The 21,837-nt window shown below is 70.9% G+C and carries 21 protein-coding genes and 1 pseudogene; 14 read left to right on the forward strand and 8 right to left on the reverse strand.

Annotated elements, in window-relative coordinates; genetic code table 11:
* Positions 1-14: 14 nt before the first annotated feature.
* Positions 15-656, reverse strand: a complete 642-nt coding sequence (locus tag O7626_RS36700; RefSeq protein ID WP_278065531.1) for an RDD family protein — start codon at positions 654-656, stop codon at positions 15-17.
* A 32-nt stretch (positions 657-688) separates the two neighbouring features.
* Positions 689-1,909: a 4-hydroxyphenylpyruvate dioxygenase gene (gene hppD / locus O7626_RS36705; RefSeq protein ID WP_278065532.1), complete on the reverse strand. Its 1,221-nt coding sequence runs from the start codon at positions 1,907-1,909 to the stop codon at positions 689-691.
* Positions 1,910-2,044: 135 nt separating this feature from the next.
* On the opposite strand from hppD, the gene O7626_RS36710 reads away from it, so the two are divergent.
* Positions 2,045-2,575 (forward strand): Lrp/AsnC family transcriptional regulator, encoded by a 531-nt coding sequence (locus tag O7626_RS36710; protein WP_278065533.1) that lies wholly within the window; start codon positions 2,045-2,047, stop codon positions 2,573-2,575.
* On the opposite strand, the gene O7626_RS36715 is transcribed toward O7626_RS36710, so the two are convergent.
* The gene (locus O7626_RS36715; RefSeq protein WP_278066486.1) at positions 2,491-3,519 is read right to left on the reverse strand and encodes a DUF5937 family protein; all 1,029 of its coding nucleotides are present in this window, start codon (positions 3,517-3,519) and stop codon (positions 2,491-2,493) included. The two genes, O7626_RS36710 and O7626_RS36715, sit on opposite strands and share 85 nt — an antisense overlap.
* Positions 3,520-3,815: 296 nt before the next feature.
* On the opposite strand from O7626_RS36715, the gene O7626_RS36720 reads away from it, so the two are divergent.
* The 6 genes from O7626_RS36720 (at position 3,816) to O7626_RS36745 (ending at position 10,334) form a co-directional block, all read left to right on the forward strand.
* Positions 3,816-5,036, forward strand: a complete 1,221-nt coding sequence (locus O7626_RS36720) for an MFS transporter (protein ID WP_278065534.1) — start codon at positions 3,816-3,818, stop codon at positions 5,034-5,036.
* 109 nt (positions 5,037-5,145) lie between these two features.
* The gene (locus O7626_RS36725) at positions 5,146-5,718 is read left to right on the forward strand and encodes a type II toxin-antitoxin system antitoxin SocA domain-containing protein (RefSeq protein WP_278065535.1); all 573 of its coding nucleotides are present in this window, start codon (positions 5,146-5,148) and stop codon (positions 5,716-5,718) included.
* The gene (locus O7626_RS36730; protein ID WP_278065536.1) at positions 5,711-6,019 is read left to right on the forward strand and encodes a hypothetical protein; all 309 of its coding nucleotides are present in this window, start codon (positions 5,711-5,713) and stop codon (positions 6,017-6,019) included. The genes O7626_RS36725 and O7626_RS36730 overlap by 8 nt, the downstream gene beginning before the upstream one ends.
* A 137-nt stretch (positions 6,020-6,156) precedes the next feature.
* The gene (locus O7626_RS36735; RefSeq protein ID WP_278066487.1) at positions 6,157-7,530 is read left to right on the forward strand and encodes a PQQ-binding-like beta-propeller repeat protein; all 1,374 of its coding nucleotides are present in this window, start codon (positions 6,157-6,159) and stop codon (positions 7,528-7,530) included.
* Positions 7,531-7,705: 175 nt separating this feature from the next.
* Positions 7,706-9,385: a fumarate hydratase gene (locus tag O7626_RS36740; RefSeq protein ID WP_278065537.1), complete on the forward strand. Its 1,680-nt coding sequence runs from the start codon at positions 7,706-7,708 to the stop codon at positions 9,383-9,385.
* Positions 9,386-9,497: 112 nt separating this feature from the next.
* Positions 9,498-10,334, forward strand: a complete 837-nt coding sequence (locus tag O7626_RS36745; protein ID WP_278065538.1) for a fructosamine kinase family protein — start codon at positions 9,498-9,500, stop codon at positions 10,332-10,334.
* A 74-nt stretch (positions 10,335-10,408) separates the two neighbouring features.
* Here the strand turns inward: O7626_RS36745 and O7626_RS36750 are convergent, their stop codons facing one another.
* Positions 10,409-10,687, reverse strand: a complete 279-nt coding sequence (locus O7626_RS36750) for a hypothetical protein (protein ID WP_278065539.1) — start codon at positions 10,685-10,687, stop codon at positions 10,409-10,411.
* Positions 10,688-11,305: 618 nt separating this feature from the next.
* Between O7626_RS36750 and O7626_RS36755 the strand changes: the two genes are divergently transcribed.
* Entirely contained in the window at positions 11,306-12,049 is a 744-nt protein-coding gene (locus O7626_RS36755) for a phosphotransferase (protein ID WP_278065540.1), read from the forward strand.
* A gap of 1,662 nt (positions 12,050-13,711) precedes the next feature.
* On the opposite strand, the gene O7626_RS36760 is transcribed toward O7626_RS36755, so the two are convergent.
* Complete coding sequence (locus O7626_RS36760) at positions 13,712-14,146, reverse strand: VOC family protein (protein ID WP_278065541.1); 435 nt, start codon at positions 14,144-14,146, stop codon at positions 13,712-13,714.
* A gap of 37 nt (positions 14,147-14,183) precedes the next feature.
* The gene (locus O7626_RS36765) at positions 14,184-14,390 is read right to left on the reverse strand and encodes a hypothetical protein (RefSeq protein WP_278065542.1); all 207 of its coding nucleotides are present in this window, start codon (positions 14,388-14,390) and stop codon (positions 14,184-14,186) included.
* Positions 14,391-14,564: 174 nt separating this feature from the next.
* On the opposite strand from O7626_RS36765, the gene O7626_RS36770 reads away from it, so the two are divergent.
* The gene (locus O7626_RS36770) at positions 14,565-14,807 is read left to right on the forward strand and encodes a hypothetical protein (RefSeq protein WP_278065543.1); all 243 of its coding nucleotides are present in this window, start codon (positions 14,565-14,567) and stop codon (positions 14,805-14,807) included.
* A gap of 171 nt (positions 14,808-14,978) precedes the next feature.
* On the opposite strand, the gene O7626_RS36775 is transcribed toward O7626_RS36770, so the two are convergent.
* Positions 14,979-15,233, reverse strand: coding sequence for a hypothetical protein (locus O7626_RS36775; protein ID WP_278065544.1), 255 nt, complete (start codon positions 15,231-15,233; stop codon positions 14,979-14,981).
* 243 nt (positions 15,234-15,476) lie between these two features.
* Here O7626_RS36775 and O7626_RS36780 point away from each other — a divergent pair, with 243 nt between their 5' ends.
* The 5 genes and pseudogenes from O7626_RS36780 (at position 15,477) to O7626_RS36800 (ending at position 21,025) form a co-directional block, all read left to right on the forward strand.
* Complete coding sequence (locus O7626_RS36780) at positions 15,477-18,473, forward strand: BTAD domain-containing putative transcriptional regulator (protein ID WP_278065545.1); 2,997 nt, start codon at positions 15,477-15,479, stop codon at positions 18,471-18,473.
* Positions 18,474-18,548: 75 nt separating this feature from the next.
* Positions 18,549-19,958, forward strand: coding sequence for a class II fumarate hydratase (locus O7626_RS36785; RefSeq protein WP_278066488.1), 1,410 nt, complete (start codon positions 18,549-18,551; stop codon positions 19,956-19,958).
* 30 nt (positions 19,959-19,988) lie between these two features.
* Positions 19,989-20,135 (forward strand): annotated as a pseudogene (locus O7626_RS36790) (HAD family hydrolase); the annotation flags it as partial.
* Between the two features lie 292 nt (positions 20,136-20,427).
* A complete protein-coding gene (locus tag O7626_RS36795) occupies positions 20,428-20,625 on the forward strand; it encodes a hypothetical protein (RefSeq protein WP_278065546.1) in 198 nt (65 codons plus the stop codon).
* A gap of 118 nt (positions 20,626-20,743) precedes the next feature.
* The gene (locus O7626_RS36800) at positions 20,744-21,025 is read left to right on the forward strand and encodes a PIN domain-containing protein (RefSeq protein ID WP_278065547.1); all 282 of its coding nucleotides are present in this window, start codon (positions 20,744-20,746) and stop codon (positions 21,023-21,025) included.
* 79 nt (positions 21,026-21,104) lie between these two features.
* Here the strand turns inward: O7626_RS36800 and O7626_RS36805 are convergent, their stop codons facing one another.
* Complete coding sequence (locus O7626_RS36805; protein WP_278066489.1) at positions 21,105-21,788, reverse strand: helix-turn-helix domain-containing protein; 684 nt, start codon at positions 21,786-21,788, stop codon at positions 21,105-21,107.
* Positions 21,789-21,837 lie beyond the last annotated feature (49 nt).

Raw genomic sequence — 21,837 nt, forward strand, 5'->3', positions numbered from 1 at the left:
TGAAGTCCTGACGTTCACGCTGGAACCTTAACCACCACGGTCCGGGCGAACTTGTCGTGGAGGCATTGCTGGTACGGCTTGTCCCAGAGTTGCCACAGCCCGTCGAGGTAGGTCAGCCCGGGTAGCAGGCTGCCGGCCGCCTGGACCAGGTAGCGCCGGGCGAGCTGACCCCGCCCGATCGTGGCGGCCGGATCCAGCGGAATGATCTTTATCTTCAGTACCCGTTTGCCGACGGTCTGCCCGGTCCGCTTCGGCAGCTCCACGAGGTAGACGTACTGGAGGGCGAGCGCGACGAGGAAGATGCCGGCTTCCAGCAGCAGCAGTGGCACCAGGAGTTCGAACGGGTTCATCTCGACCGTGCCGACATCCTGGTCGGGAATGGTGAAGAAGTCCGCGCCGACCGTGGCGAAGAAGACGAAGAACGCCGGGATGGCGATCAACATGATCGTGCCGCCGAGGATCGCCCCGTCGATCAGGTGCGCCAGCAGCCGGTCGCCGAACGAGGCGAGGGGCTGGCCGGACGGGCTGACCGGCGGCGGCGCCACCGGATACCCGGGCACCGGACCGCCGGGCCGCCCCGGCGCGTACTGCGGCGGGCCGTAACCGGGCGGCGGGCCGTATCCCGGCGGCGGGGCGTGGCCGGGTGGCATGGGCATGGGGGGAGGCTGCTGGCTCACGCAGGACAGTGTTACAGGTTTCCGCGCGCCTCTTGTTCCCGCTCGATGGCCTCGAAGAGCGCCTTGAAGTTGCCCTTGCCGAAACCGAGCGAGCCGTGCCGCTCGATCAGCTCGAAGAAGACCGTCGGACGGTCCTGCACCGGCTTGGTGAAGATCTGCAACAGATAGCCGTCCTCGTCCCGGTCGACCAGGATCTTCCGGGCCTTCAGCTCCTCGATCGGGGCGCGCACCTTGCCGATCCGGGCCCGCAGCTCCGGGTCGTCGTAGTACGAGTCCGGGGTGTCCAGGAACTCGACGCCGGCCGCCCGCATCGCGTCGACACTGGCCAGGATGTCGTTGGTGGCCAGCGCGATGTGCTGCGCGCCGGGGCCGCCGTAGAACTCCAGGTACTCGTCGATCTGCGACTTGCGGCTGGCCACCGCCGGCTCGTTCAGCGGGAACTTGACCTTGCGGGTGCCGTTCGCCACCACCTTCGACATCAGCGCGGAATAGTCGGTCGCGATGTCGTCGCCGATGAACTCGGCCATGTTGGTGAAGCCCATCACCCGGCGGTAGAACTCCACCCACTCGTCCATCCGGCCCAGTTCGACGTTGCCGACGACGTGGTCGACGGCCTGGAAGAACCGCTTCGGCTGTACGCCCGCGTCGATCATGGGCTGCCGGTCGACGATCGGACCCTGCGCGACGAAGCCGGGCAGGAACGGGCCCTGGTAGCGGGACCGGTCGACGAGTGAGTGCCGGGTGTCGCCGTACGCGGCGATGGTGGCCATCCGGATCGTGCCGTGCGAGTCGGTGACGTCGTACGGCTCGGTCAGGCCGGTGGCACCCTGCGCGATCGCGTGCGCGTACGCCGCGTCCACGTCCGGCACCGCCAGCGCGATGTCGAGTACGCCGTCGCCGTGCCGGGCCACGTGGTCGGCGTCGGGGGCGTCCGGGCGGACCGCGCCGGTGAAGACGAACCGGGCCGAGCCGCTGGTGAGTACGTACTCGGCGTGCTCCCGGTAGCCCTGCTCCGGCCCCCGGTAGGCCACCCGGGTCATCCCGAAGGCGGTCGAGTAGTAGTGCGCGGTCTGCTTCGCGTTGCCGACCATGAACCGGATGTGGTCGATGCCCTGCACCGGGAAGGGGTCGCGGGCGTCGTCGTGCGCGACGGCCCCGACGAGCCGGTCGACGTCGACGTCGAGGTCCAGAGCCGAGCCGGCGGTGGACGGCTGGTGGAGTGCGCTGGTCATCGTCCTGCCTCCCTGGGGTGCCGCGACCGGCCGAAGGCCCGGCCGGTCTTTCCGGGAGCATCCCGCCCTGGTGCTAACTGGGCAACCGACCCGCAAAACGTTGGGCAGGTTGTGCATTTAGTATGGTCGTCGGTCGTGAGTACTGTGCAAGCTGTTCAGCTCGACCAGCTCGATGTCCGCCTGATCGACCTGCTCGCCGCCGAACCACGGATCGGGGTCCTGGAGTGCTCCCGGCGGCTCCAGGTGGCCCGGGGCACCGTGCAGGCCCGGCTGGACAAGCTGCTCGCCCGGGGCGTGATCGCCGGGCTCGGGCCGCAGCTCGACCCAGCCGCGCTCGGCTTCACGGTGACCTCCTTCGTCACTTTGGAGATCCACCAGCGTCCGGGCCACGACCCGGTGAGCACCCACCTGCGGGGCATCCCGGAGGTGCTGGAGGCGCACACCATCACCGGCTCCGGCGACGTGCTCTGCCGGATCGTCGCCCGGTCCAACGCCGACCTGCAACGGGTGCTCGACCAGATCGTCTCGCACGAGCAGATCGCCCGGGCGTCCAGCATCATCGCGCTGGCCGAGAAGATCCCCTACCGGGTGTTGCCGCTGCTCCGCTCGGCTGGGGTCGGTGACGCATCGGCGGCGAGCGCGTCGCCGAGCGCGGTGCGTTCGTAGCGGACCGACCGGCCCAGCCGGGTCCGGCTGACCAGCCCGGCGTCCCGGAGTACCGCCAGGTGCCCGCCGACGCTGCCCAGCCCGCTGCCGAGCTGGGCGACGAGCTGGCTGGTCGTGGCGGGGACGGCAAGCGCCCGCAACACCGCCGCCCGGGACGTGCCGACCAGCCGGTCCACCGCGTCCGGGGTACGGCCCGGCGGGGGTGGGCCGAGCAGGTCCGCGATGCCCCGGGCGGGATAGACGATCGCGTACGGCCAGGGCGGCTCGGTGTAACTGATCAGCGGCCCGAAGGCGGTGGGCACGAAGAGCAGTCCCCGGCCGGCCAGCCTCCGGGTGCCCCGGTCGGCACAGTCGACCTCGATCACCCCGTCCGCCCCGTCCGAGGTCCAGCGCAGCCGGGGATCGAGGTCGTGCAGCGCCGCCGCCCAGCCGTAGGTGGCGAGCTGCCCGGCCCGGCGCAGCAGGTCCCGTTCCAGCAGCGCCCGCAGCCGTGGCCAGTCCGGGGCGACGAGTTCCGTCCAGGCCGCCTCGATCGCGTCGGCGATCCGGTCGACCACGTCCGGTGCCTCGAAGACCCGCCGGGCGTACGCCGGTGGGGTGTGGTGCCCGGCCAGGTTGCGGGCCAGCTCCTCGCGGGCCTGGTCGAGCGGGGTGGCCCGGATCACGGCCAGCTCGTCGGCGAAGCTCAGCCCGACCGCGGACGGCGGCGGCTGGATGAAGTCCGCGTTGTAGCCGTCCCGGCGCAGCAGCGAGAGCAGCGCCCCGACGGCGGGCCGGTCCCGCCGCAGCCGCAGGTAGCGGTCCCGGGCCCGGACCAACCAGGGGTCCAGCGCGGCCGACCGGTGCTGACCGGCGCAGAGCCGCAGCGCCGACATCGCCTCGCCGAGCGGCGAGACGGCGAACCGGCTGGCCGCCACGTCCGCCGAGGTCACCTCGATCCGGATGGTCACCGCCCGACTCCTCCCGCGCCCACCGGTGCTCGTCTTCTCCGCTGCCTCGTGGCGGGCGACTCGTGGCGGGCGTTTCGTCGGCCGGGGAACGCGGCGGACCCCCGGACCCTTCAGCCTTACCGCATCCGCTGCCGGGCACTACCTCCGGCGCAGACTGTCGAGCTGCCCCGCCTGTGCACCCAGCTCGACAGTCTGCGCGCGGGAGTATCGCCCCGCCCGCCGGCCACCGTCACCTTTCGCTCCTGCCCGAAACGATAGTGCGGTGCAGCACGCTCCCGCACGCTGGCCGGGTGAGCACCACGACAGGCTCGACCGAGAAGCAGGCGACCTTCCGCAGCGTGCTGGCGGTACCCGAGTTCCGGGCGGTCTTCGCCAGCTTCGGCGTCTTCATGGTCGGCGAGACGGTGAAGATGCTCGCCCTCGCCGTACTGCTCTACGAACGGACCGGCTCCACCCTGCTCGCCGCGCTGGCGTACGTGGTCGGCTTCCTGCCGCACGCGCTCGGCGGCGTGCTGCTGCTCGCCCTCGCCGACCGGTGGCGGCTCCGCGCTCTGATGGTCGGCTACGACCTGCTGCGGCTGGCCGCCGTCGCGGTCCTCGCGATCGGCGTGCTGCCGCCGGCCGGGATGCTCGGGCTGGTCTTCGCGGTCGGGCTGCTCGCCCCGGTGAGCACCGCCGCCCGCAACGCGCTGCTGCCGGAGTTGTTGACCGGGGACGACTACGTGCTCGGGCGCTCGCTCTTCACCGTCGCGGCGGGTGCCACCCAGGTGCTCGGGTTCGCCCTCGGCGGCCTGCTGCTCGGCCTGGTCGGCCCGTACGGCGCGCTCTGGCTGACCGCCGTCACCTGTGCGCTCTCCGCCCTGCTGGTCCGGTACGGGGTCGCGGAGCGGCCACGCCGGACGGCGGTCGCCTCCGGTGTGGTCCGGCAGACCTGGCAGGTCAACGGCCTGCTCCTGCGCGACCGGCGGGTACGCGGACTGCTGCTGGTGCACTGGCTGCCCGGCTCGCTGCTGGTCGGCGCCGAGGGCGTCATCGTGCCGTACGCCGACGGGCTCGGCCCCGGCGCGAGCGCCGGGGTGCTCTTCGCGGCCTCCGCCTCCGGCATGCTGGTCGGCGACCTGGTGCTGGGCCGGTGGGTCGGGCCGGCCCGGCGGGAGCGGCTGGCCCCGTGGCTGGCGTTGCTGCTCGGCGCTCCGATGCCGCTCTTCCTGGCCGGACCGGGGCTGCCGGCCGCAGCCGCGCTGTTCGGGCTGGCCACCTTCGGGTTCGCCTTCCAGTTGGGGCTGGCCCGGCGGTTCCTGGCGGCGGTGCCGGAGCAGCGTCGGGGGCAGGCGTTCGGGCTGCTGGCCACCGGGCTGATGACCGCACAGGGGCTGACCGCCGGGCTGGCCGGGCTGCTCGCCGAGTGGCTCGCGCCGGGCCGGGTGATGGCGCTCGCCGGGATCGCCTCGATGGCCGCCACCCTGCTGCTGTGGCGCTGGCTCCGCCCGGAACCCGTCGACCGGTCCTGACCCGGACCGCCATCCTGTCACAGGCACCTGCCAGTCTCGTACGCATGTGCGAGGAACCGGTGACGCGTGGCGCCCCCCGTGGCGGAGATCGAGAAAGTAGGCTGGCGCAATGACCGTGTCAGCCCAGGACATAGCCGCAGCATTGCGGCACCGGCTGCCCGGCCTGCCGACGAAGAAACTGCACAAGCTTCTCTACTACTGCCAGGGGCACCATCTCGCCGCGTTCGGCGCGCCCCTGTTCGACGAGACGATCTCGGCTTGGGACATGGGGCCCGTGGTCGGCGCCCTCTGGCGGGCCGAGCGCAGCGGGGACACTCCCGGCTCCCACCGGGAACTCGGCGACGCGGAACTCAACACCGTCGGCTACGTCGTCAGCCGGTACGGCAAGCTCACCGGCACCGACCTGGAACACCTCACCCACTCCGAGACGCCGTGGCAGTACGCCAACACCGCCAGGATGCCCGGTGAGTCGGCCAGGATCGAACTGGAGTGGATCCGGGAGTACTTCAGCACCGCCGGCGCGGTGGACGACGACGACGAGTTCCCGGTGGACGCTGCCGAGATGCGCGCCATCCTCAAGGGTGCCGAGGCGCGTCGCAACCCGGACCCGCACCCCGACGACCCGCAGCGGCTGCGCGCCCGGATCGCCCAGATGCGCGCGCAACTGGAACGGAGTGCCTGACGGGCGCGGGTTGTGGCAGTTGGCCGACTTCGAGGATCGCTTCGACGCCTGGGCCGACCGCGACAACCCCCCGACCGAGCTTCGGATCGTCGTCGCGGAGTGGATCCTGACTCGGATGGAGGATCCCTACGAGGGCGCCAAGCGGGAGCCCGGGTTCCCGGACCTGTGGTCGGTCCGGATCCGGGGTACCGCGGTCGGCCGGCCAGGCGCCTTCACCATGGTGCTCTGCTCCTTCTGGATCAAGGAGGCCGAGCACGGGGTTGTGTGCGACAACTTCGCGACCCTCGGCTATCCAGTGTGAGGCACGGCCGGCGGCCGAATTCGCGACACGGACATAACGCCTAGCAGGACTTGCCGGACGCTCTCGTTTACGGTAGCCGGATGGCGAAGGGGAGCGCCCGGGGCGCGGGCGCGATGTCCGCCCTGGCCATCGCGCTGATCGCGGTGATCGTGCTCGCCGCGACAAACGTCTGGAATCCCTTCCCCGGAGTCTGGGACTGGGTCAACCGCGACGAGCCGATCTCCGAGCCGGACGTCGTCTGGCAGCAGCGAATCGGCGGTACCCCGCAGAGCGTCACGATCGCCGGCAACACGGTGGTGATCCGCTACCGCACCCGGGTCGAGTCCCGCAGCCTCACCACCGGCCTGCGGCTGTGGGAGCGCAAGGCCGACTGGGCCGCCGTCGCGGGCGGCGACCGGGACGCCGTGGTCGCCGTCGGCAAGCTGCTGAGCAAGGGCTACGAACTGCTCGACCCGGAAACCGGAGCGGTACGCCGCAAGGACGGCGCGGCGGTCGGCGTCTGGACGTACCGCAACGCGCTGGTAGACGTGCGCTGCCGGGAGCCCCGGGACTGCACCCTGAACGCCTGGGACCCCCGGGGCGGCAATCCGATCTGGACGACCTTCCTGCCCGGGGTGGAGACCGGGCCGCTGGCCGGCAACCCCGACACGCTCGGCACCCGGCGGTTGACCGCCCGGCAGGTGCACGAGCACGCCGGCGGGCCGGTGGAGATGCCGCCGCTGATCGGGCTCTCCGTCGACGGCCGGGTGCACATCGTGGACACCGCCACCGGCCGGGTGATGCAGGACGTGGAGCCGGGCCAGCAGGACCGGATCGTGGTGGTCGGCGGCCGGATGCTGCGGATCGAGGCCCGCGCTGCCGACGGCACCTGCTACTTCACCCTGGTGGCCCGGGACCCGGCGACCGGGCAGGAGGTGTGGCGGCGGGACGGGCTCAACCTGCGTACCGCCGACGGTGCCGGGTGCGCCCAGCGGGAGGATCCGCAGGGCGGGGAGAACGTCTTCGTCGGCGTCGGGCCGGACGCCCGGGAGGCGGTGGTGGACGCGTACGACGGGCGGGTGCTCTGGACCGGTCCGAAAGGCGAGAAGCTGCTCGCCGTCGACGACCGGTACGCCCTCTCCCGCTCCGCCGACCAGCGCTCGGTGATCGGCAGTGAACTCGCCATCGACCGGGCCCGGTGGACCCGGCCGGTCAGCCCGGAGGGCGGTGCGGCGCTGGCCCGCAACGCCGCCGTACTCGTCGACCGCCGGCCGGACCGGATCATCGCGCTCGACCCGCGCAGCGGCCGGGAACTGGTGAACGTCCGCTCGTCGGCCGAGGTGCTCGCCGTCGGCCCGGCCGGGATGGTGATCGGCGACGGGCGGGACATCGGGTACCTGCAGTTCGTGGGGGTGGTTGCCGGTGTTCCGGCGCCGACCGCCGGGCCGGGCGGCCAGGAACCGGGTCCCGGCATCGAGTGCGGCGGCCCGAAACAGCCGGAGTGTCCACCGGAGAACGGCAAGGACGGCTGACCGGCGTCGTCTCCGGCCGGGGCGGCGTTGACCGGCGTCGTCTCCGGCTGGGGCGGCGCTGACCGCCGTCGGCGCCGAGCTGTGCCGGTGTGTCGGGCGGGCCGGGTGAGAGCGGCAGCGCAGGGTGGACCGGCGGGTGGGCCGGGCCCGGCAGGCTGGCCTAGGCTTGCCGGCTATGAGCAGTGGCGCGCCGTTCTCGTACTCTCCCCTGTTGCCCGTGGGCGCCGACCAGACCGAATATCGCCTGGTCACCGACGAGGGCGTCGACGTCGTGCACGGGCCGGGTGGCCGTCGCTTCCTGACCGTGGAGGCCGGCGCGCTGACCGCGCTGACCGCCGAGGCGATGCACGACATCGCGCACTACCTGCGCCCGGCGCACCTGGCCCAGTTGCGCGCCATCATCGACGATCCGGCGGCGTCGCCGAACGACCGGTTCGTCGCGTCGGACCTGCTGCGCAACGCGAACATCGCCGCCGGCGGGGTGCTGCCGATGTGCCAGGACACCGGTACGGCGATCGTGCTCGGCAAGCGCGGCCGGCACGTACTGACCGACGGGACCGACGACGAGGCGGTCTCCCGGGGCGTCTACCAGGCGTACACCCGGCTGAACCTGCGGTACTCCCAGCTCGCCCCGCTGACCACGTGGGAGGAGAGGAACACCGGCAGCAACCTGCCGGCCCAGGTGGAGATCTACGCCGAGGACCCGGACGGGCACCCGGACGCGTACAAGTTCCTCTTCATGGCCAAGGGCGGCGGCTCGGCCAACAAGTCCTACCTCTACCAGGAGACGAAGGCGCTGCTCAATCCGAAGCGGATGATGCAGTTCCTGGAGGAGAAACTGCGGCTGATCGGCACCTCGGCCTGCCCGCCGTACCACCTGGCCGTGGTCATCGGCGGCACCTCCGCCGAGTACGCCCTGAAGACCGCCAAGCTCGCCTCCGCGAAATACCTGGACAACCTGCCCACCGCCGGCTCGATGCTGGCGCACGGCTTCCGCGACCTGGAGCTGGAGGCCGAGGTGCTGGAGCTGACCCGGCAGTTCGGCATCGGCGCGCAGTTCGGCGGGCGCTACTTCTGCCACGACGTGCGGGTGGTCCGGCTGCCCCGGCACGGCGCCTCCTGCCCGGTGGCGATCGCCGTCTCCTGCTCCGCCGACCGGCAGGCGATGGGCAAGATCACCCCGTCCGGGGTCTGGCTGGAACGGCTGGAGACCGACCCGGCCCGGTTCCTGCCGGACGTCACCGACGCCCAGCTCGACGAGGGTGCCGAGGTCGTCCGGGTGGACCTCAACCGACCGATGGACGAGATTCGGGCCGAGTTGTCGAAGTACCCGGTGAAGACCCGGCTCTCCCTGACCGGCCCGCTTGTGGTCGCCCGGGACATCGCGCACGCCAAGATCGCCGAACGCCTGGACGCGGGCGAGCCGATGCCCGCGTACCTGCGCGACCACGCCGTCTACTACGCCGGCCCGGCGAAGACCCCCGAGGGGTACGCCTCCGGCTCGTTCGGCCCGACCACCGCCGGCCGGATGGACGCGTACGTGCAGAAGTTCCAGGCCGCCGGCGGCTCGCACGTGATGCTGGCCAAGGGCAACCGGTCCGACCAGGTGACCAACTCCTGCCAGCAGTACGGCGGCTTCTATCTCGGCTCGATCGGCGGCCCGGCGGCCCGGCTGGCGCAGGACTGCATCAAGCACGTCGAGGTGCTGGAATACCCGGAACTCGGCATGGAGGCGATCTGGAAGATCGAGGTGGTGGACTTCCCGGCCTTCATCGTGGTGGACGACAAGGGCAACGACTTCTTCGCCGAGGTGACCCGCCCGAGGAACCTGCTCCAGATCGGCGCGCGCTCCTGACCTCGCACAGCGTGCCGTCCGCAGCCGGACAGCGCCGTCGGCAGCCGGGCAGGCAGGGCCGCCCGTGACATCCTCGGTGCCGTTGCTGCTGGAGCTCCTCCGTGCAGCCGGGATGCGTGACGTCGTCACGGTGGAGCCGGCGGCGGGTGGGTTGGCGGCGCTCGCGGGCATAGCCATCCGGCGGGATGCGCCGCCGGTCTTCGTCAAGGCGTTCGCCGAGGCGCCGGCCGACGACGTCTTCGTCGCCGAGGCCGAGGGGCTGGCCGCGCTGCGCGACCTCGGCGGCATGGCGACGCCCGAGGTGATCCTGGCGGACCGGGAACTGCTGGTGCTGTCGCTGCTGCGGCCGAGGCCACCCAGCGAGACCTTCTGGGAGCGGTTCGCGCACGCGCTCGCCCGGCTGCACGCCAGCACCACCCGTCCGCGCTTCGGCTGGCACCGCGACAACTGGCTGGGCCGCCGCCGGCAGGTCAACACCTGGGACGACGACGGTTACGCGTTCTTCGCGCAGCACCGGCTGCTCCGGTGGCTCGGCGAGCCCCGCGTCGACGCGGCACTCGACGCCGCGGACCGGGCGGCGCTGGAGCGGCTCTGTCACCGGCTCCCCGAGCTGCTGCCGGACCGGCCGGCCTGCCTCACGCACGGCGACCTGTGGGCGCAGAACGTCCTGGCCACCCCGGACGGGCAGCCGGCGCTCATCGACCCGGCGGTGTCCTACATGTGGGCCGAGGTCGACCTCGCGCACGTCTGGACCACCGCACCGCCACCCGAGGCGCGCCGGTTCTTCGAGGTCTACGCGGAGCTGACCACTCTGGACGACGACTGGCGGTCCCGCATGCCGATCATCCAGCTACGACAACACCTCGCCGTACTGGCCCAGTTCGACGACGACTGGGGCGCGGCCGACCAGATCCGGGCCACCCTCGCCCCGTTCCGCGCCCGGATCTGACCTGCCCCGGCCTACGGGCTGGTCACGCGCGGTCGTCTCGGAGGGAGCTGGAGCCGCCGGCCTACCTGATGACGTCACCCGGCGGGTTCGATACGCAGGACGGCGACGGTATCGCCGATCTTGACGACCTCCAGGCTCATGACGTCGTTGACGGTCGCGACGGTTCCCACCTTGCAGCTCAACCGGACACCACCGCCGCCCTGCGACGTCACGCCGCCGCCACCGGAACAGCCCGAAACGCTGTAGCCCGACCCGGTCAGCGGCGCGACCATCTCGACCTCGGCTGCGGTGATCGCCGTAACCTCGATCGGCCCGAGGCCGTACCTTTCCGGCACGGCCACGACGTCGCCCACGGCGACCTCGACCTGGCACGTCCCGCCTGAGCACGGCCCGGTCGGTGAAGGCGACGGTGTGGCCGCCTGGGTGGGAGTCGACGTTCCGCCGGACGCAGACTACTCGGAACCGGACCCGTCCGGAGAGTCCGCCGAACACGACGTGAGGGCAGCGAGAACGACAGCGCCGACAACGGCGACGACTGCGCTGGACGACGTCCTCCGGATCATGGTGGCCATGGATTCCAGACTATCCGGCAAGGCCGGGTGCGGGGTCGTCGATCCGGGCTCCGGCCGGCCCCGCGGCATCCCAGCTCTCACCATGACGTGCGGGTACGACGGTCCGATGCCCGTACTCATTCAGTCCGGACATCGGCCCGGTGACGGGACACAGGTTTTCGGTGGCCAGTAGGTTGGCGATCGTGACGCTGGTGGAGGGGACGAGGGAGCCGCTGGCGCGGGTCCTCGACGAGATCGCTGAACGTCGACAGTGTCGCCTGCTACCACCTGCTGGTCCGCCGCTCGTGCCGGCGGGATTGCTCGTTCCGGATGATCTACGGCTGCTGTACGAGCCTTACGGTGGGGCGATTCTGTTCGAAGGTAGTGGTCTGTGCGGAGGAGGTGCCGAGGACCGTGGGCGTGAGCGCGGACGGGCCGGAGCCGCTGCCCGGCGGTTTCGTGAATGCTGTGGTGCGGGTGGGCGACACGGTGCGGCGACCGGTGTCGGCGTCCGGTGGTTTCGTTCAGGACCTTCTGCGGTTTCTCGGGCATCGTCACTGGCCGGGGGCGCCCCGGCACCTCGGCTTCGACGAACTGGGCCGTGAGGTACTCACCTTCCTGCCCGGGCATGTGGCCTGGGCGGCGGTGCAGCCGGCAGAGGTGCGATCGGACGCGAGTCTGGCGGCGGTGGCCCGCTTGGTGCGTCAGCTTCATGATCTGACCGCGGGGACCGGTCTCGCCGGTGACCAGGAGGTCGTGTGCCACAACGACCTGTCGCCGAAGAACACTGTCTATCGCGACCTCGGAGAGGGTCTGCGTCCGGTGGCGTTCATCGACTGGGACCTGGCGGCGCCGGGGTCTCGGGTGCATGACGTGGCCCAGGTGTGCTGGCAGTTTGTCGGCCTGGGGCCGGGGTCGGACGTCGGTGAGGCGGCGAGGCTGGTGCGGCTGATCGCGGATGCCTACGGCCTGCGGACCCGAGGAGAACTGATTCGAACGGTTCTGTGGTGGCAGGACCGCTGCTGGCGGGGGATCGAGGCCGGCGCGGCGGCTGGCGAGCCGGCGATGACGCGACTACGGGCGCTCGGCGTGGTGGACGAGGTGCGGGGGGCCTATCAGTGGACAGCCGAGCACCATGTCACGTTGGAACGGGCGATGTCGTAGACGGCGGCTCGTGCGTGGCAGTCGGCGACGACTCGAATCGCCAGATTCGCGGTACCGGTTCCCCGCGAGCAGGCGGCTATGGGGCGTGACGACTGCAGGCTAAGCGGCGTGCCCGAAGGAACGTCGTGCCGCCCGACGCCGCGCGGGGTTCCTCGTCGGTTTTGGACTCGTCGGTTTTGGACCAGTCGCCGAGGACCTTACCTACCTTGTTCCGGCAGGCGGCCACCAGCGGCCTGTGCGGCAGCAGGTTCGACCTCGCCGACTGGATCAAGGCCGAGAAGGCGTGGCGCTGCAGATGGAGATAGAGGATCAGTCCGCCCGTGAAACGGTTGGCGACCCGATCACAACGTCTGCGCTGCGGTGGCGGATCGGCGGCTGTCGCGCACGGCACGCGCACAGTAGAGTTGGGGCGCGCACGATCGGCAAGGGAAGAGCGCGCTTAATCTTGAGCTTGACAAAGGTCAGGAAAAGCTCGTTGTGTGTCGGGTGGCAAGTGATCACGATTTCGCACTCTGATGCTCTCCTGAACACCGGTACTCTCGGGCTGGAAAAGGGATTGCCCAGTGACCAATCGTACCGACAATCGATAGCCGGAGGGTGCTCGTGGATTATGTGGAAGCCATGGAAATTCGGCTTCTCTTCTGGCTCCGCCATCACAAGCGATGGCATATGAATCGGACCGAATGGGACGTACTCAGGGACGATGTGGCTCGCAAAGCAAAGCCGAGAGCGCAACTTTCGGACTTTCTGTGGTCCGGCGACGAGTTGATCGTTGCCGCAGCAGCCCTTGATCGACTTGAGGGGCGCGGGTCGATCGAGTCGCACGAAGGAGGCAAGAGCATTTTTCTTCGCCGGACTGGTGTCAATGAAGCGGATCGCTATGAACAGCTGACACACCAGACCGGCGCCGCTGCCGAGCGTGCCGCCAGAGATGGGATGCTGCGGTGGTTGTGGGAGAACCGATATCGAAGATCCCAAAAACGCGGTTCGGGTGACTCGTGGACAATTGAGTGGTTCTACGGCAGCCCTCTGTGTCTCTACGGCGGAGTGCCTTTATCGCCAAGAAATTTGCGGAGTGCTGTCGCGTACCTCAATGCGAAGGATCTTGTCGAATACGGAGATTTGTACGATGTGACACTCTCGATCGTGCCTCAAATTACAGACCAGGGTATCGACTGCATCGAAAGCGACGGTGGATCGGTGGCGAGATACACGGAGCGCAAGCGCGGCGCAAGTTATGAGACCCACATTCATGGACCAGTTAGCAATAGTCAGCTCGCGTGGGGTGACCACAACGAACAGACGATTGAGAACAAGGGCTTTGATTCTGAGGGGGTCAGCCGACTATGCCAGGCCCTACTCGAGTCGATTCCGCTGCTGCGGCTGGAACAACACGACGCCGAAGGGGTGGCAACCCTGGCGAAGCTGGTAGAAGACCAATCTCGTCGCGATCGGCCTGACCAGAGCTGGGTGAAAGCAACTCTCGAGCGAATCTCCGTTCTGCTCGAGAAGGCGGGCGACACGGCACTCGGCGCCATACTACAAGTGCTTTCGCCCCCGTCGTTGCGCGGTACGGCTTTGCGTTGGGATTCGACCATGCGCCGACCGTACGGTCTCGACATATGCGCCAGTCGGCATCGTTCGCGAGTTCGCCTGGGCCGATTAGTCGAGACAGAACTCGTTGCCCTCCACGTCCTGCATCACGATGCACGACTCGTTGTCGTCGTCGGCCGGCAGCAGTCGCTCGCGCACCGCGCCGAGCGCGACCAGTCGGGCGCACTCGGCTTCGAGGACGGCCAGGCGTTCCTCGCCCACGAGCCCGACGCCGACCCGTACGTCGAGATGCACCCGGTTCTTGACGACCTTGCCCTCGGGGACGCGCTGGAAGTACAGCCGCGGGCCGACACCCGACGGGTCGACGCAGGCGAACCAGGCGCCCTGCTGCTCGGCCGGCAGCGTGCGTTCGTAGTCGCCCCAACTGGCGTGCCCCTTCGGTGGCGGCGGTACGACGTACCCCAGCACCTCGCACCAGAAGCGGGCGACGCGCTCGGGTTCCGCGCAGTCGAAGGTGACCTGGAACTGCCTTGCCGATGCCATCGGTCCACCATAGGGCCAAGCCTCCGACCTGGGCGGATCAGCCCCGGCAGTAGAAGATCCGAAGGTCGTAGATGGCGGTCTCGCCCGTCCCGGAGTCGAGGACGGAGAGCATCAGGTGCTCGGCGCAGACCGTGATCTCGTGGCCGTGGCCGGAACCGCTGTCGGTCCAGACCCGCACTCGCCCGTCCGCCGGCAGCTCACGCGGACCGACCACCGGGATCTCCGTAGGCGCGAAGCTGGCCACCTGATCCTCCCTATCCTCGGAGTTGTCCTGTCGAGCGGCCGAGAGACTGCGTCCGGCCGACTGCCCGACATGCCAACCCTAACACTAGACGGTTGGCCAAATATCGTGCTCGCTGCTTGGCCAAGTCCGGGGATATATGAGTTGGCCTAATATTCGGCCTGCTGGAATGGCCAAATGGCGGACCTCAGGTCGGCGGTACGAAAACTGCGCGCGGCGCAGGCCGGGGTACCCCATGCCGAGGAGCGGGCCGCCCGGCTCATCGCCGAGGCTCGCGCCCGGGTGGACCAGGCTCGGGCGGAGTTGGCCGAGGCGATCCGGGCGGAGGCGGCGGACGGGACCCGACAGCGTGACATCGTGGAGGTCACCGGCTACAGCCGGGAGCGCATCCGCCAGATCATCCGGGACGGCGAGAGCTGATACCGACCATCCCGGCCGAGCGGATCCCGGTCGGTGCCTGAGCCCGGAGGGGCGGACGTACGTGCCGCGTTGGCCGCCGGGCGACGCTGCCCGGCGGACGACGCTGGTGCGCTGTTCAGCCCGCGCGCTGCTGCGCCGGTGCGCTGTCGATGCGGCGCGCTGGTGGGCTGATCAGCCGATGCGGGACAGGGCGCTGGTGCGAACCAGCACCTGCCGTTCGGGTCCGGCACTGCCGTCTCCACGCAGCTCCACGCCGCGCAGCGACAGCCACTCGAGCTTCGGATACCGGCCAAGGTCCACGCCGACCCCGGTGACCCGGAGGACGAGCGGGCCGGTTCCATAGCAGTAGTCGGATTCATCGAACTGCAACACGTCCCCGGCGGCCGGCACCGGCCGGGACCGCTCGGGTCTTGCAGAGGCGTCCATGCTGGCGTCTCCTCAGGTGTGGATGGCGGCGAAACCGCTGCTCCGACACGGTGCGTCCGTCGCCCCCACGGGCCGGCGGACGCACCGCCCCCGTCGATGTGTCTCACCTGTTGTCGTGCGTCCCACCCCACAGTTTGGGCGGTGGCACTCTCGTTCCACTGCCAGCCCGCTCTCAAGTCGATTCTGCTGCGCGTGATTGACGGGTTACTCTGCTGCCGGATGCGACCTCGGTCAGGAGCTGGCATGCGGTTCGGGATCCTTGGGCCGCTCCAGGTGAGCGGTGGCGAGACGACGGTGACCGCCGGTCGGGACAGAGTCGTCCTGGCGGTGCTACTTCTGCATGCCCCTCAGGTGGTGCCCGTCGACGAACTCGTCGACGCGGTGTGGGACGCCGATCCGCCGGTCACCGCGCGGGGGCAGTTGCAGACCTGTGTCTCCCGGCTGCGCCGGCTGCTCGCCGTCGCCGGGGTGCCCGGCGAGACGATCGTGACCGGGCCGGCCGGCTACCGGATCGCGCTCGGGCCGGACGACCTGGACGCGCACGTCTTCGAGCGGCTGGTCGCCGCGGCGCGCGGCGCCGCCGCCGAGCAGAACTGGCCGGAGGCCCGCGAAGGGTACCGGTCCGCCCTGGCGCTCTGGCGCGGCCCGGCGCTGGCCGGGATCACCGGTACGGCGGTGCGCCGGAGTGCCGCCTCGCTGGACGAGCAGCGGATGCTGGCGATGGAGGACGGCTTCGAGATCGAGCTGCGGCTCGGCGGGCGCGGCGGCGACCTGATCGCCGAGCTGACCGACCTGGTCGAGCGGCATCCGCTGCGCGAGCGGCTGCGCGGACAACTGATGCTCGCGCTCGCCGACATCGGCCGCCGGGCCGAGGCACTCGCGGTGTTCCGGACCGGCCGGGAGATCCTCTCCGGCGAGCTGGGCATCGAGCCCGGCCCGGCGCTGCGGGAGATCCACCGACGGGTACTCGCCGGTGAGGTCGGGCCGGCCGACGAGGAGCCCTCGCCCCGGTCGCCGGTCCGGGCCCTGCCCCGGGCGATCGAGGACTTCACCGGCCGGCACGAGACCATCGCCCGGCTGCGCAAGGAGATCGACGAGGCCGGGCCGAACTACTCCGCCGTCTACGTCATCGACGGCATGCCGGGCAGCGGCAAGACGGCGCTGGCCGTACACCTGGCGACGGCGCTCGGTGCCGCGTACCCGGACGCGCACCTCTTCGTCGACCTGCACGGGCACAGCCTGAACAGCCCGCTGCCGACAAGTGCGGCGGTCGGCACGCTGCTGCGCCAGCTCGGCGTGCCGGGCGAGCGGATCCCGGCCGACCTGGACGACCGGCTGGCGCTGTGGCGCACCGAGCTGGCCAGCCGGCGGGTGCTGCTGGTGCTGGACAACGCGGCCAGTACCGCCCAGGTCAGCCCGTTGTTGCCGGCCGCGCCCGGCTGCCTGACCGTGGTCACCAGCCGGCGCCGGCTGGTCGGCCTGGACGGGGTGCGCGCGCAGTCGCTGACCGTGCTGGAGCCGGCCGAGGCGGTCGACCTGCTGGCCCGGATCGTCGGCCCGGACCGGGTCCGGACCGAGCCGGCGGCGGCCGAGGAGGTGGTCCGGCGCTGCGGCTACCTGCCGCTGGCGATCCGGCTCGCCGGTGCCCGGCTGGCCCACCGGGCGCGCTGGCGGGTCGCCGACCTCGCCCAGCGACTCGGCGACGCCGACCGGCCGGTACTCGCCGAGTTCGCCGTCGAGCACCGCACCCTGGCCGACGCCTTCGCGCTGTCGTACGCCCAGTTGCCGCAGCCGGTGCAGCGGACGTTCCGGCTGCTCGGGATACATCCCGGGGTGCAGTTCGACCACTACGCCGCCGCCGCGCTGACCGAGTTGCCGCTCGGGGTGGTCCGGGAACACCTCGACGAACTCGTCGACGCGCACCTGGTCGACGAGCTGGACGCCGAGCGGTTCCGGCTGCACGACCTGATCCGGGAGTACGCGAACGAACTGGTCACCGTGGTCGGCGGCGAGCCGGAGCGGCGCCAGGCGTTGCAGGGGCTGCTCGACTACTACCTGCACACCGCCGCCTCGGTGAGCCAGGTCCTCGAACCGACCGGAAACCTGCGGATGGCCGTACCCGGGCAGCCGGCCCGGCCCGACCTGGTCGTCGCCGCCGCCCGGGAGGGTCGGGACTGGTTGGAGGCGGAGCGGCGCAACCTGGTCGCGCTGGTGCACCTCGCGGTGCAGCAGGGCCAGCACCGGTACGCCTGGCAGCTCGCCCGGGCCAACTGGCGGCAGCTCTTCCTCGGTGGCCACCTGGACGAGTTGATCCAGACGCACACCGACGGGCTGCGGGCGGCGGAGGCGCTCGGCGACGACGCCGGGATCGCGATCATGCACAACTACCTCACCTCGGCGTACTTCCGGCTCGGCGAGTACCAGCGCTCGGTGGAGTCGCTGCGGGTGGTGATCGCGATCTGGGAGCGGCTCGGCGACACCGCCGGCCGGTCGGTGGCGACGGTGAACCTCGGCCTGCCGCTGATGATGCTCGGCCGGACCGGGGAGGCGGTGCACTACCTCGAACTCGGGCTGGCGCTGGCCCGGCAGACCCCGGGCTGGCACGCGATGCCGAACGCGCTTACCAACCTGGGCAGCGTCTACCTCTTCGTCGGCCGCTACCCGGACGCGCTGCGGGTGCTCCGGAACCGGCTCTTCATGGCCCGCCAGATCGGCAAGATCGCCCTGGTGGCGGACACCCTCGGCACCATCGGCGGGGTCTACGGGCGGCTGGGCCAGCGTGACCGGGCACTGCGCTACATGTCCGTGGCGCTGCACATCCAGCAGGCCCGGGGCAACCAGTTCGCCGTCGCGGACCTGCTCAACGAGATCGGCAGCATCGAGCGGCAGCGCGGCCGGCCCGAGGCGGCGGCGCAGCGGCACCGGGAGGCGCTGGCCGCGATGCGGGATGCCGGGGACCGGGCCGGCGAGTGCGCGGCCGGGAACCTCCTCGGGCGGGCCATGCTCGATCTCGGAGACACCGCCGCCGCGCTGGAGCTGCACCGGCAGGCCCTGCTCGGCGCCATGAAGATCCAGACGCCGTACGAGCAGGCCCGCGCGCTGGATGGGCTGGCCCGCTGCCTCCGGGGCACCGACCCGGCGGCGGCCCGCTCGTACTGGACCCGCGCGCTGGCCCTGCTGATCTCGGTCAACTCCCCGGACCAGCACGAGGTACGGCGGGCCCTACAGGAGCTGGGCTGAGTCCCCGGCCCCCGCGCCCCGCGCGCTGGCTGGGGTGACGGCGATCATCTGCGGGGCGGCCCGGTGCGGGGCAGGATGGAGGACGTGACCACACCAGAGGCGGCCGGCTACCGGATCGAACGCGACACGATGGGCGAGGTGGAGGTGCCCGTCGACGCGCTGTGGCGGGCCCAGACGCAGCGGGCGGTGCAGAACTTCCCGATCTCCGGACGCGGGCTCGAACCGGCGCACATCCGGGCGCTGGCCCAGATCAAGGGTGCCGCGGCGATGGTGAATGCCGAGCTGGGGGTGATCGACGAGGAGGTGGCCCGGGCGATCGCCACGGCGGCGGCGCACGTCGCCGACGGCGGCTACGACGACCAGTTCCCGATCGACGTCTTCCAGACCGGATCCGGGACCTCGTCGAACATGAACGCCAACGAGGTGATCGCCACCCTGGCCGCCCGGGAACTGGGCCGCGAGGTGCACCCGAACGACGACGTGAACGCCGCCCAGTCCAGCAACGACGTCTTCCCGTCCTCGATCCACCTGGCTGCCACCCACGCGGTCGTGCACGACCTGCTGCCGGCGCTGCGGCACCTGGAGTTCGCGCTGGAGTCCAAGGTGGACGAGTTCGCCGAGGTGGTGAAGGCGGGGCGTACCCACCTGATGGACGCCACCCCGGTGACGATGGGCCAGGAGTTCTCCGGGTACGCCACCCAGCTCCAGTACGGCATCGAGCGGCTGGAGAGCTGCCTGCCCCGGCTCGCCGAACTGCCGCTCGGCGGCACCGCCGTCGGCACCGGGATCAACACCCCGGCCGGCTTCGCCCCGAAGGTGATCGAGAAGCTGCGCGAGATGACCGGGCTGCCGGTGGCCGAGGCGCGCAACCACTTCGAGGCACAGGGCGCCCGGGACGGCCTGGTCGAGGTCTCCGGTCAGCTCCGTACCGTGGCGGTCGGCCTCTACAAGATCGCGAACGATATCCGCTGGATGGGTTCCGGTCCCCGGGCCGGGCTCCGCGAACTCCAGATCCCGGACCTGCAACCCGGCTCGTCGATCATGCCGGGCAAGGTGAACCCGGTGGTCTGCGAGGCGGTCCGGCAGGTCTGCGCCCAGGTGATCGGCAACGACGCCACCGTCGGCTTCGCCGGCTCGCAGGGCGACTTCGAACTGAACGTGATGCTGCCGGTGCTGGCCCGCAACGTACTGGAGTCGATCCGGCTGCTCGCCAACGTCAGCCGGCTCTTCGCCGACCGCTGCGTGGTCGGGCTCGTCGCGAACGTCGACGTGGCCCTGGCGTACGCCGAGGGGTCACCGTCGGTCGTCACCCCGCTCAACCGCTACCTCGGCTACGACGAGGCGGCCTCGATCGCCAAGGAGGCGCTGGCCAAGGAGCTGTCGATCCGCGAGGTGGTGCTCGCCCGGGGGCACGTCGAGGCGGGCCGGCTCACCGCCGAGCAGCTCGACCAGGCCCTCGACGTACTCCGGATGACCCACCCCTGAGGCTCCGGCACCTACCCTTGCCGGGTGGACATCCGCACGGTGGTCTTCGACGCCGACGAGACCCTGGTCGACCTGCGGCCGGCGGTGACCGCCGCTCTGGTCGCCGTGCTGGAGGAGATGCGGCGGCTCACCCCGGCCGCCGAAGACGTCACGCTGGCCGAGATCGAGGGTGACTGGGACGCCGTCTTCGCCGAGCGGGCCGGAGTTGCCCGCCGTGCTCGGCAGATTGCACCAGAGCCCGTAGCGGCGGCCGGCTGACGCCGCTCGTTGTGGTGGCTCGCTCGTTGTGGTGGCTGTCGAGGGGTGTGTCGTTCGGGCGAAGGGAAACGGAGTTCTAGTATTGAGATGAGTCGCTCCAAGACGGCTTAGTGCATTGTCCGTGGCGTAGCTGACACACGACCGACACGACCTGCGCAGGGCGCCTTACGTGAGACAATAGGGTCGCTGTGACCTGGAGGAGGTGAGCCTGATGTCGACAAATGCCGAGCAGATGCCCGAGTGGCCGACCGCCGAGCACGTAACGGCGGAGGAGCTGGCCCGTCGTCAGGGGGTCCGACCAATCGCCTCGGTTGACGACCTTGCCCGCCCCGATCTGTTCGAGTCCGACGACGAGCTGGACGACTTTCTCGCGGACCTTTACGCCTCCCGACGGACCGGTACCGCGTGAGCCTCGTCGTCCTGGACACCGACGTCGCGTCGACGATCCTCCGGGGTCGGCTGCATGACCGGCTCCGTGCCAGACTGGCTGAAAGACCCTCTGCATCACATTCGTCACGCTCGGGGAGTTGACCAAGTGGACCGCGCTCCGAAGCTGGGGTCCCCGGAAGCTGGCTGACCTGGCGCAGTGGCGGTCCGGGATCGTGCTACTGCCCTTCGATGAGGCGGTGGCCACGACCTGGGGGCAACTCCAGGCGCGGGCGCAGCGTCGTGGGCGGCCTCGACCAACGAACGACTCCTGGGTCGCGGCCTGCTGGCTCGTCGATCGGCTACCGCTGGCGACCTTCAACGGCAAGGACTACGCTGACTTCGCCGAGTACGACGGGCTCCGTCTCTTCGACGTCTCCTAGCTTGTGGCAACGCACGGTGCGCGGCTGATTCGAACTCGCGCAGTCGTACGTCTCGATGACCTTGCCCTGTTCCCGTCGACTAGGAGAGCGCGGCGGCGATCTCGGTGGCGGCGGTGCGGACCTGGGTGCCGGTCCTGGCCAGGTCGAGGGGAGCCAGGGCGACCACGCCGACACTTGCCTCCAGGCCGGGAACACCGAGCACGGGTGCGGCCACCCCGTAGGCGCCGGACTCGAGTTCGCCGCTGCTCGCCACCGGGTCGGCCCGGCCCTGCCGCCCGGCCAGGATCGCCCGCCCGGCCGCGCCCCGGTCGAGCGGATGCCGGGATCCGGTCCGGTACGCGACGTGGAACGCCGTCCAGCTCGGCTCGACCACCGCCAGCGCCACCCCCTCGGCGCCGTCGACCACGGTCAGGTGCGCGGTCGCCCCGGTCTGCTCGGCCAGCCGGCGCAGCGCCGGCAGTGCACCGTCGGCGATCAGCGGTTGCGCCCGGCGGGCGAGGTGCAGCAGTCCCGCGCCGAGTCGCAGCCGGTTGGCCGCGTCCCGGCGGACCAGCCCGTGTTCGGTGAGTGCGCCGAGCAGCCTGTACACCACCGCCCGGCCGACGCCCAACCGGGCGGCCGCCTCGGTCACGGTCAGCCCGCCGGGCGCCTCCGCGACCAGGTGCAGCAGCCGCAGTCCCCGGTCCAGGGTCTGCGCCGTCTCGCCGGCCCGGCCGGCGGGCTCCTCCGCCCGACCGGCCGCCGTACCGCCCGCCACCCTCACCACACCAGGCAGCGTACGGCCGGTCACGGTCGACGTGGCAGACGGCCAC

Origin of the sequence: Micromonospora sp. WMMD1102, from assembly GCF_029626265.1 — a bacterium.
Classification (GTDB): Bacteria; Actinomycetota; Actinomycetes; order Mycobacteriales; family Micromonosporaceae; genus Plantactinospora.

Excerpts from the sequence above, each read along its gene's own strand:
- O7626_RS36700 (WP_278065531.1), bottom strand. The coding sequence starts at position 656 with ATGCCCATGCCACCCGGCCACGCCCCGCCGCCGGGATACGGCCCGCCG.
- hppD (WP_278065532.1), bottom strand. The coding sequence starts at position 1,909 with ATGACCAGCGCACTCCACCAGCCGTCCACCGCCGGCTCGGCTCTGGAC.
- O7626_RS36725 (WP_278065535.1), top strand. The coding sequence starts at position 5,146 with ATGACCGTGTCAGCCCAGGACATAGCCGCAGCATTGCGGCACCGGCTG.
- O7626_RS36740 (WP_278065537.1), top strand. The coding sequence starts at position 7,706 with ATGAGCAGTGGCGCGCCGTTCTCGTACTCTCCCCTGTTGCCCGTGGGC.
- O7626_RS36745 (WP_278065538.1), top strand. The coding sequence starts at position 9,498 with ATGCGTGACGTCGTCACGGTGGAGCCGGCGGCGGGTGGGTTGGCGGCG.
- O7626_RS36760 (WP_278065541.1), bottom strand. The coding sequence starts at position 14,146 with ATGGCATCGGCAAGGCAGTTCCAGGTCACCTTCGACTGCGCGGAACCC.
- O7626_RS36770 (WP_278065543.1), top strand. The coding sequence starts at position 14,565 with ATGGCGGACCTCAGGTCGGCGGTACGAAAACTGCGCGCGGCGCAGGCC.
- O7626_RS36775 (WP_278065544.1), bottom strand. The coding sequence starts at position 15,233 with ATGGACGCCTCTGCAAGACCCGAGCGGTCCCGGCCGGTGCCGGCCGCC.
- O7626_RS36780 (WP_278065545.1), top strand. The coding sequence starts at position 15,477 with ATGCGGTTCGGGATCCTTGGGCCGCTCCAGGTGAGCGGTGGCGAGACG.
- O7626_RS36785 (WP_278066488.1), top strand. The coding sequence starts at position 18,549 with ATGGAGGACGTGACCACACCAGAGGCGGCCGGCTACCGGATCGAACGC.
- O7626_RS36795 (WP_278065546.1), top strand. The coding sequence starts at position 20,428 with ATGTCGACAAATGCCGAGCAGATGCCCGAGTGGCCGACCGCCGAGCAC.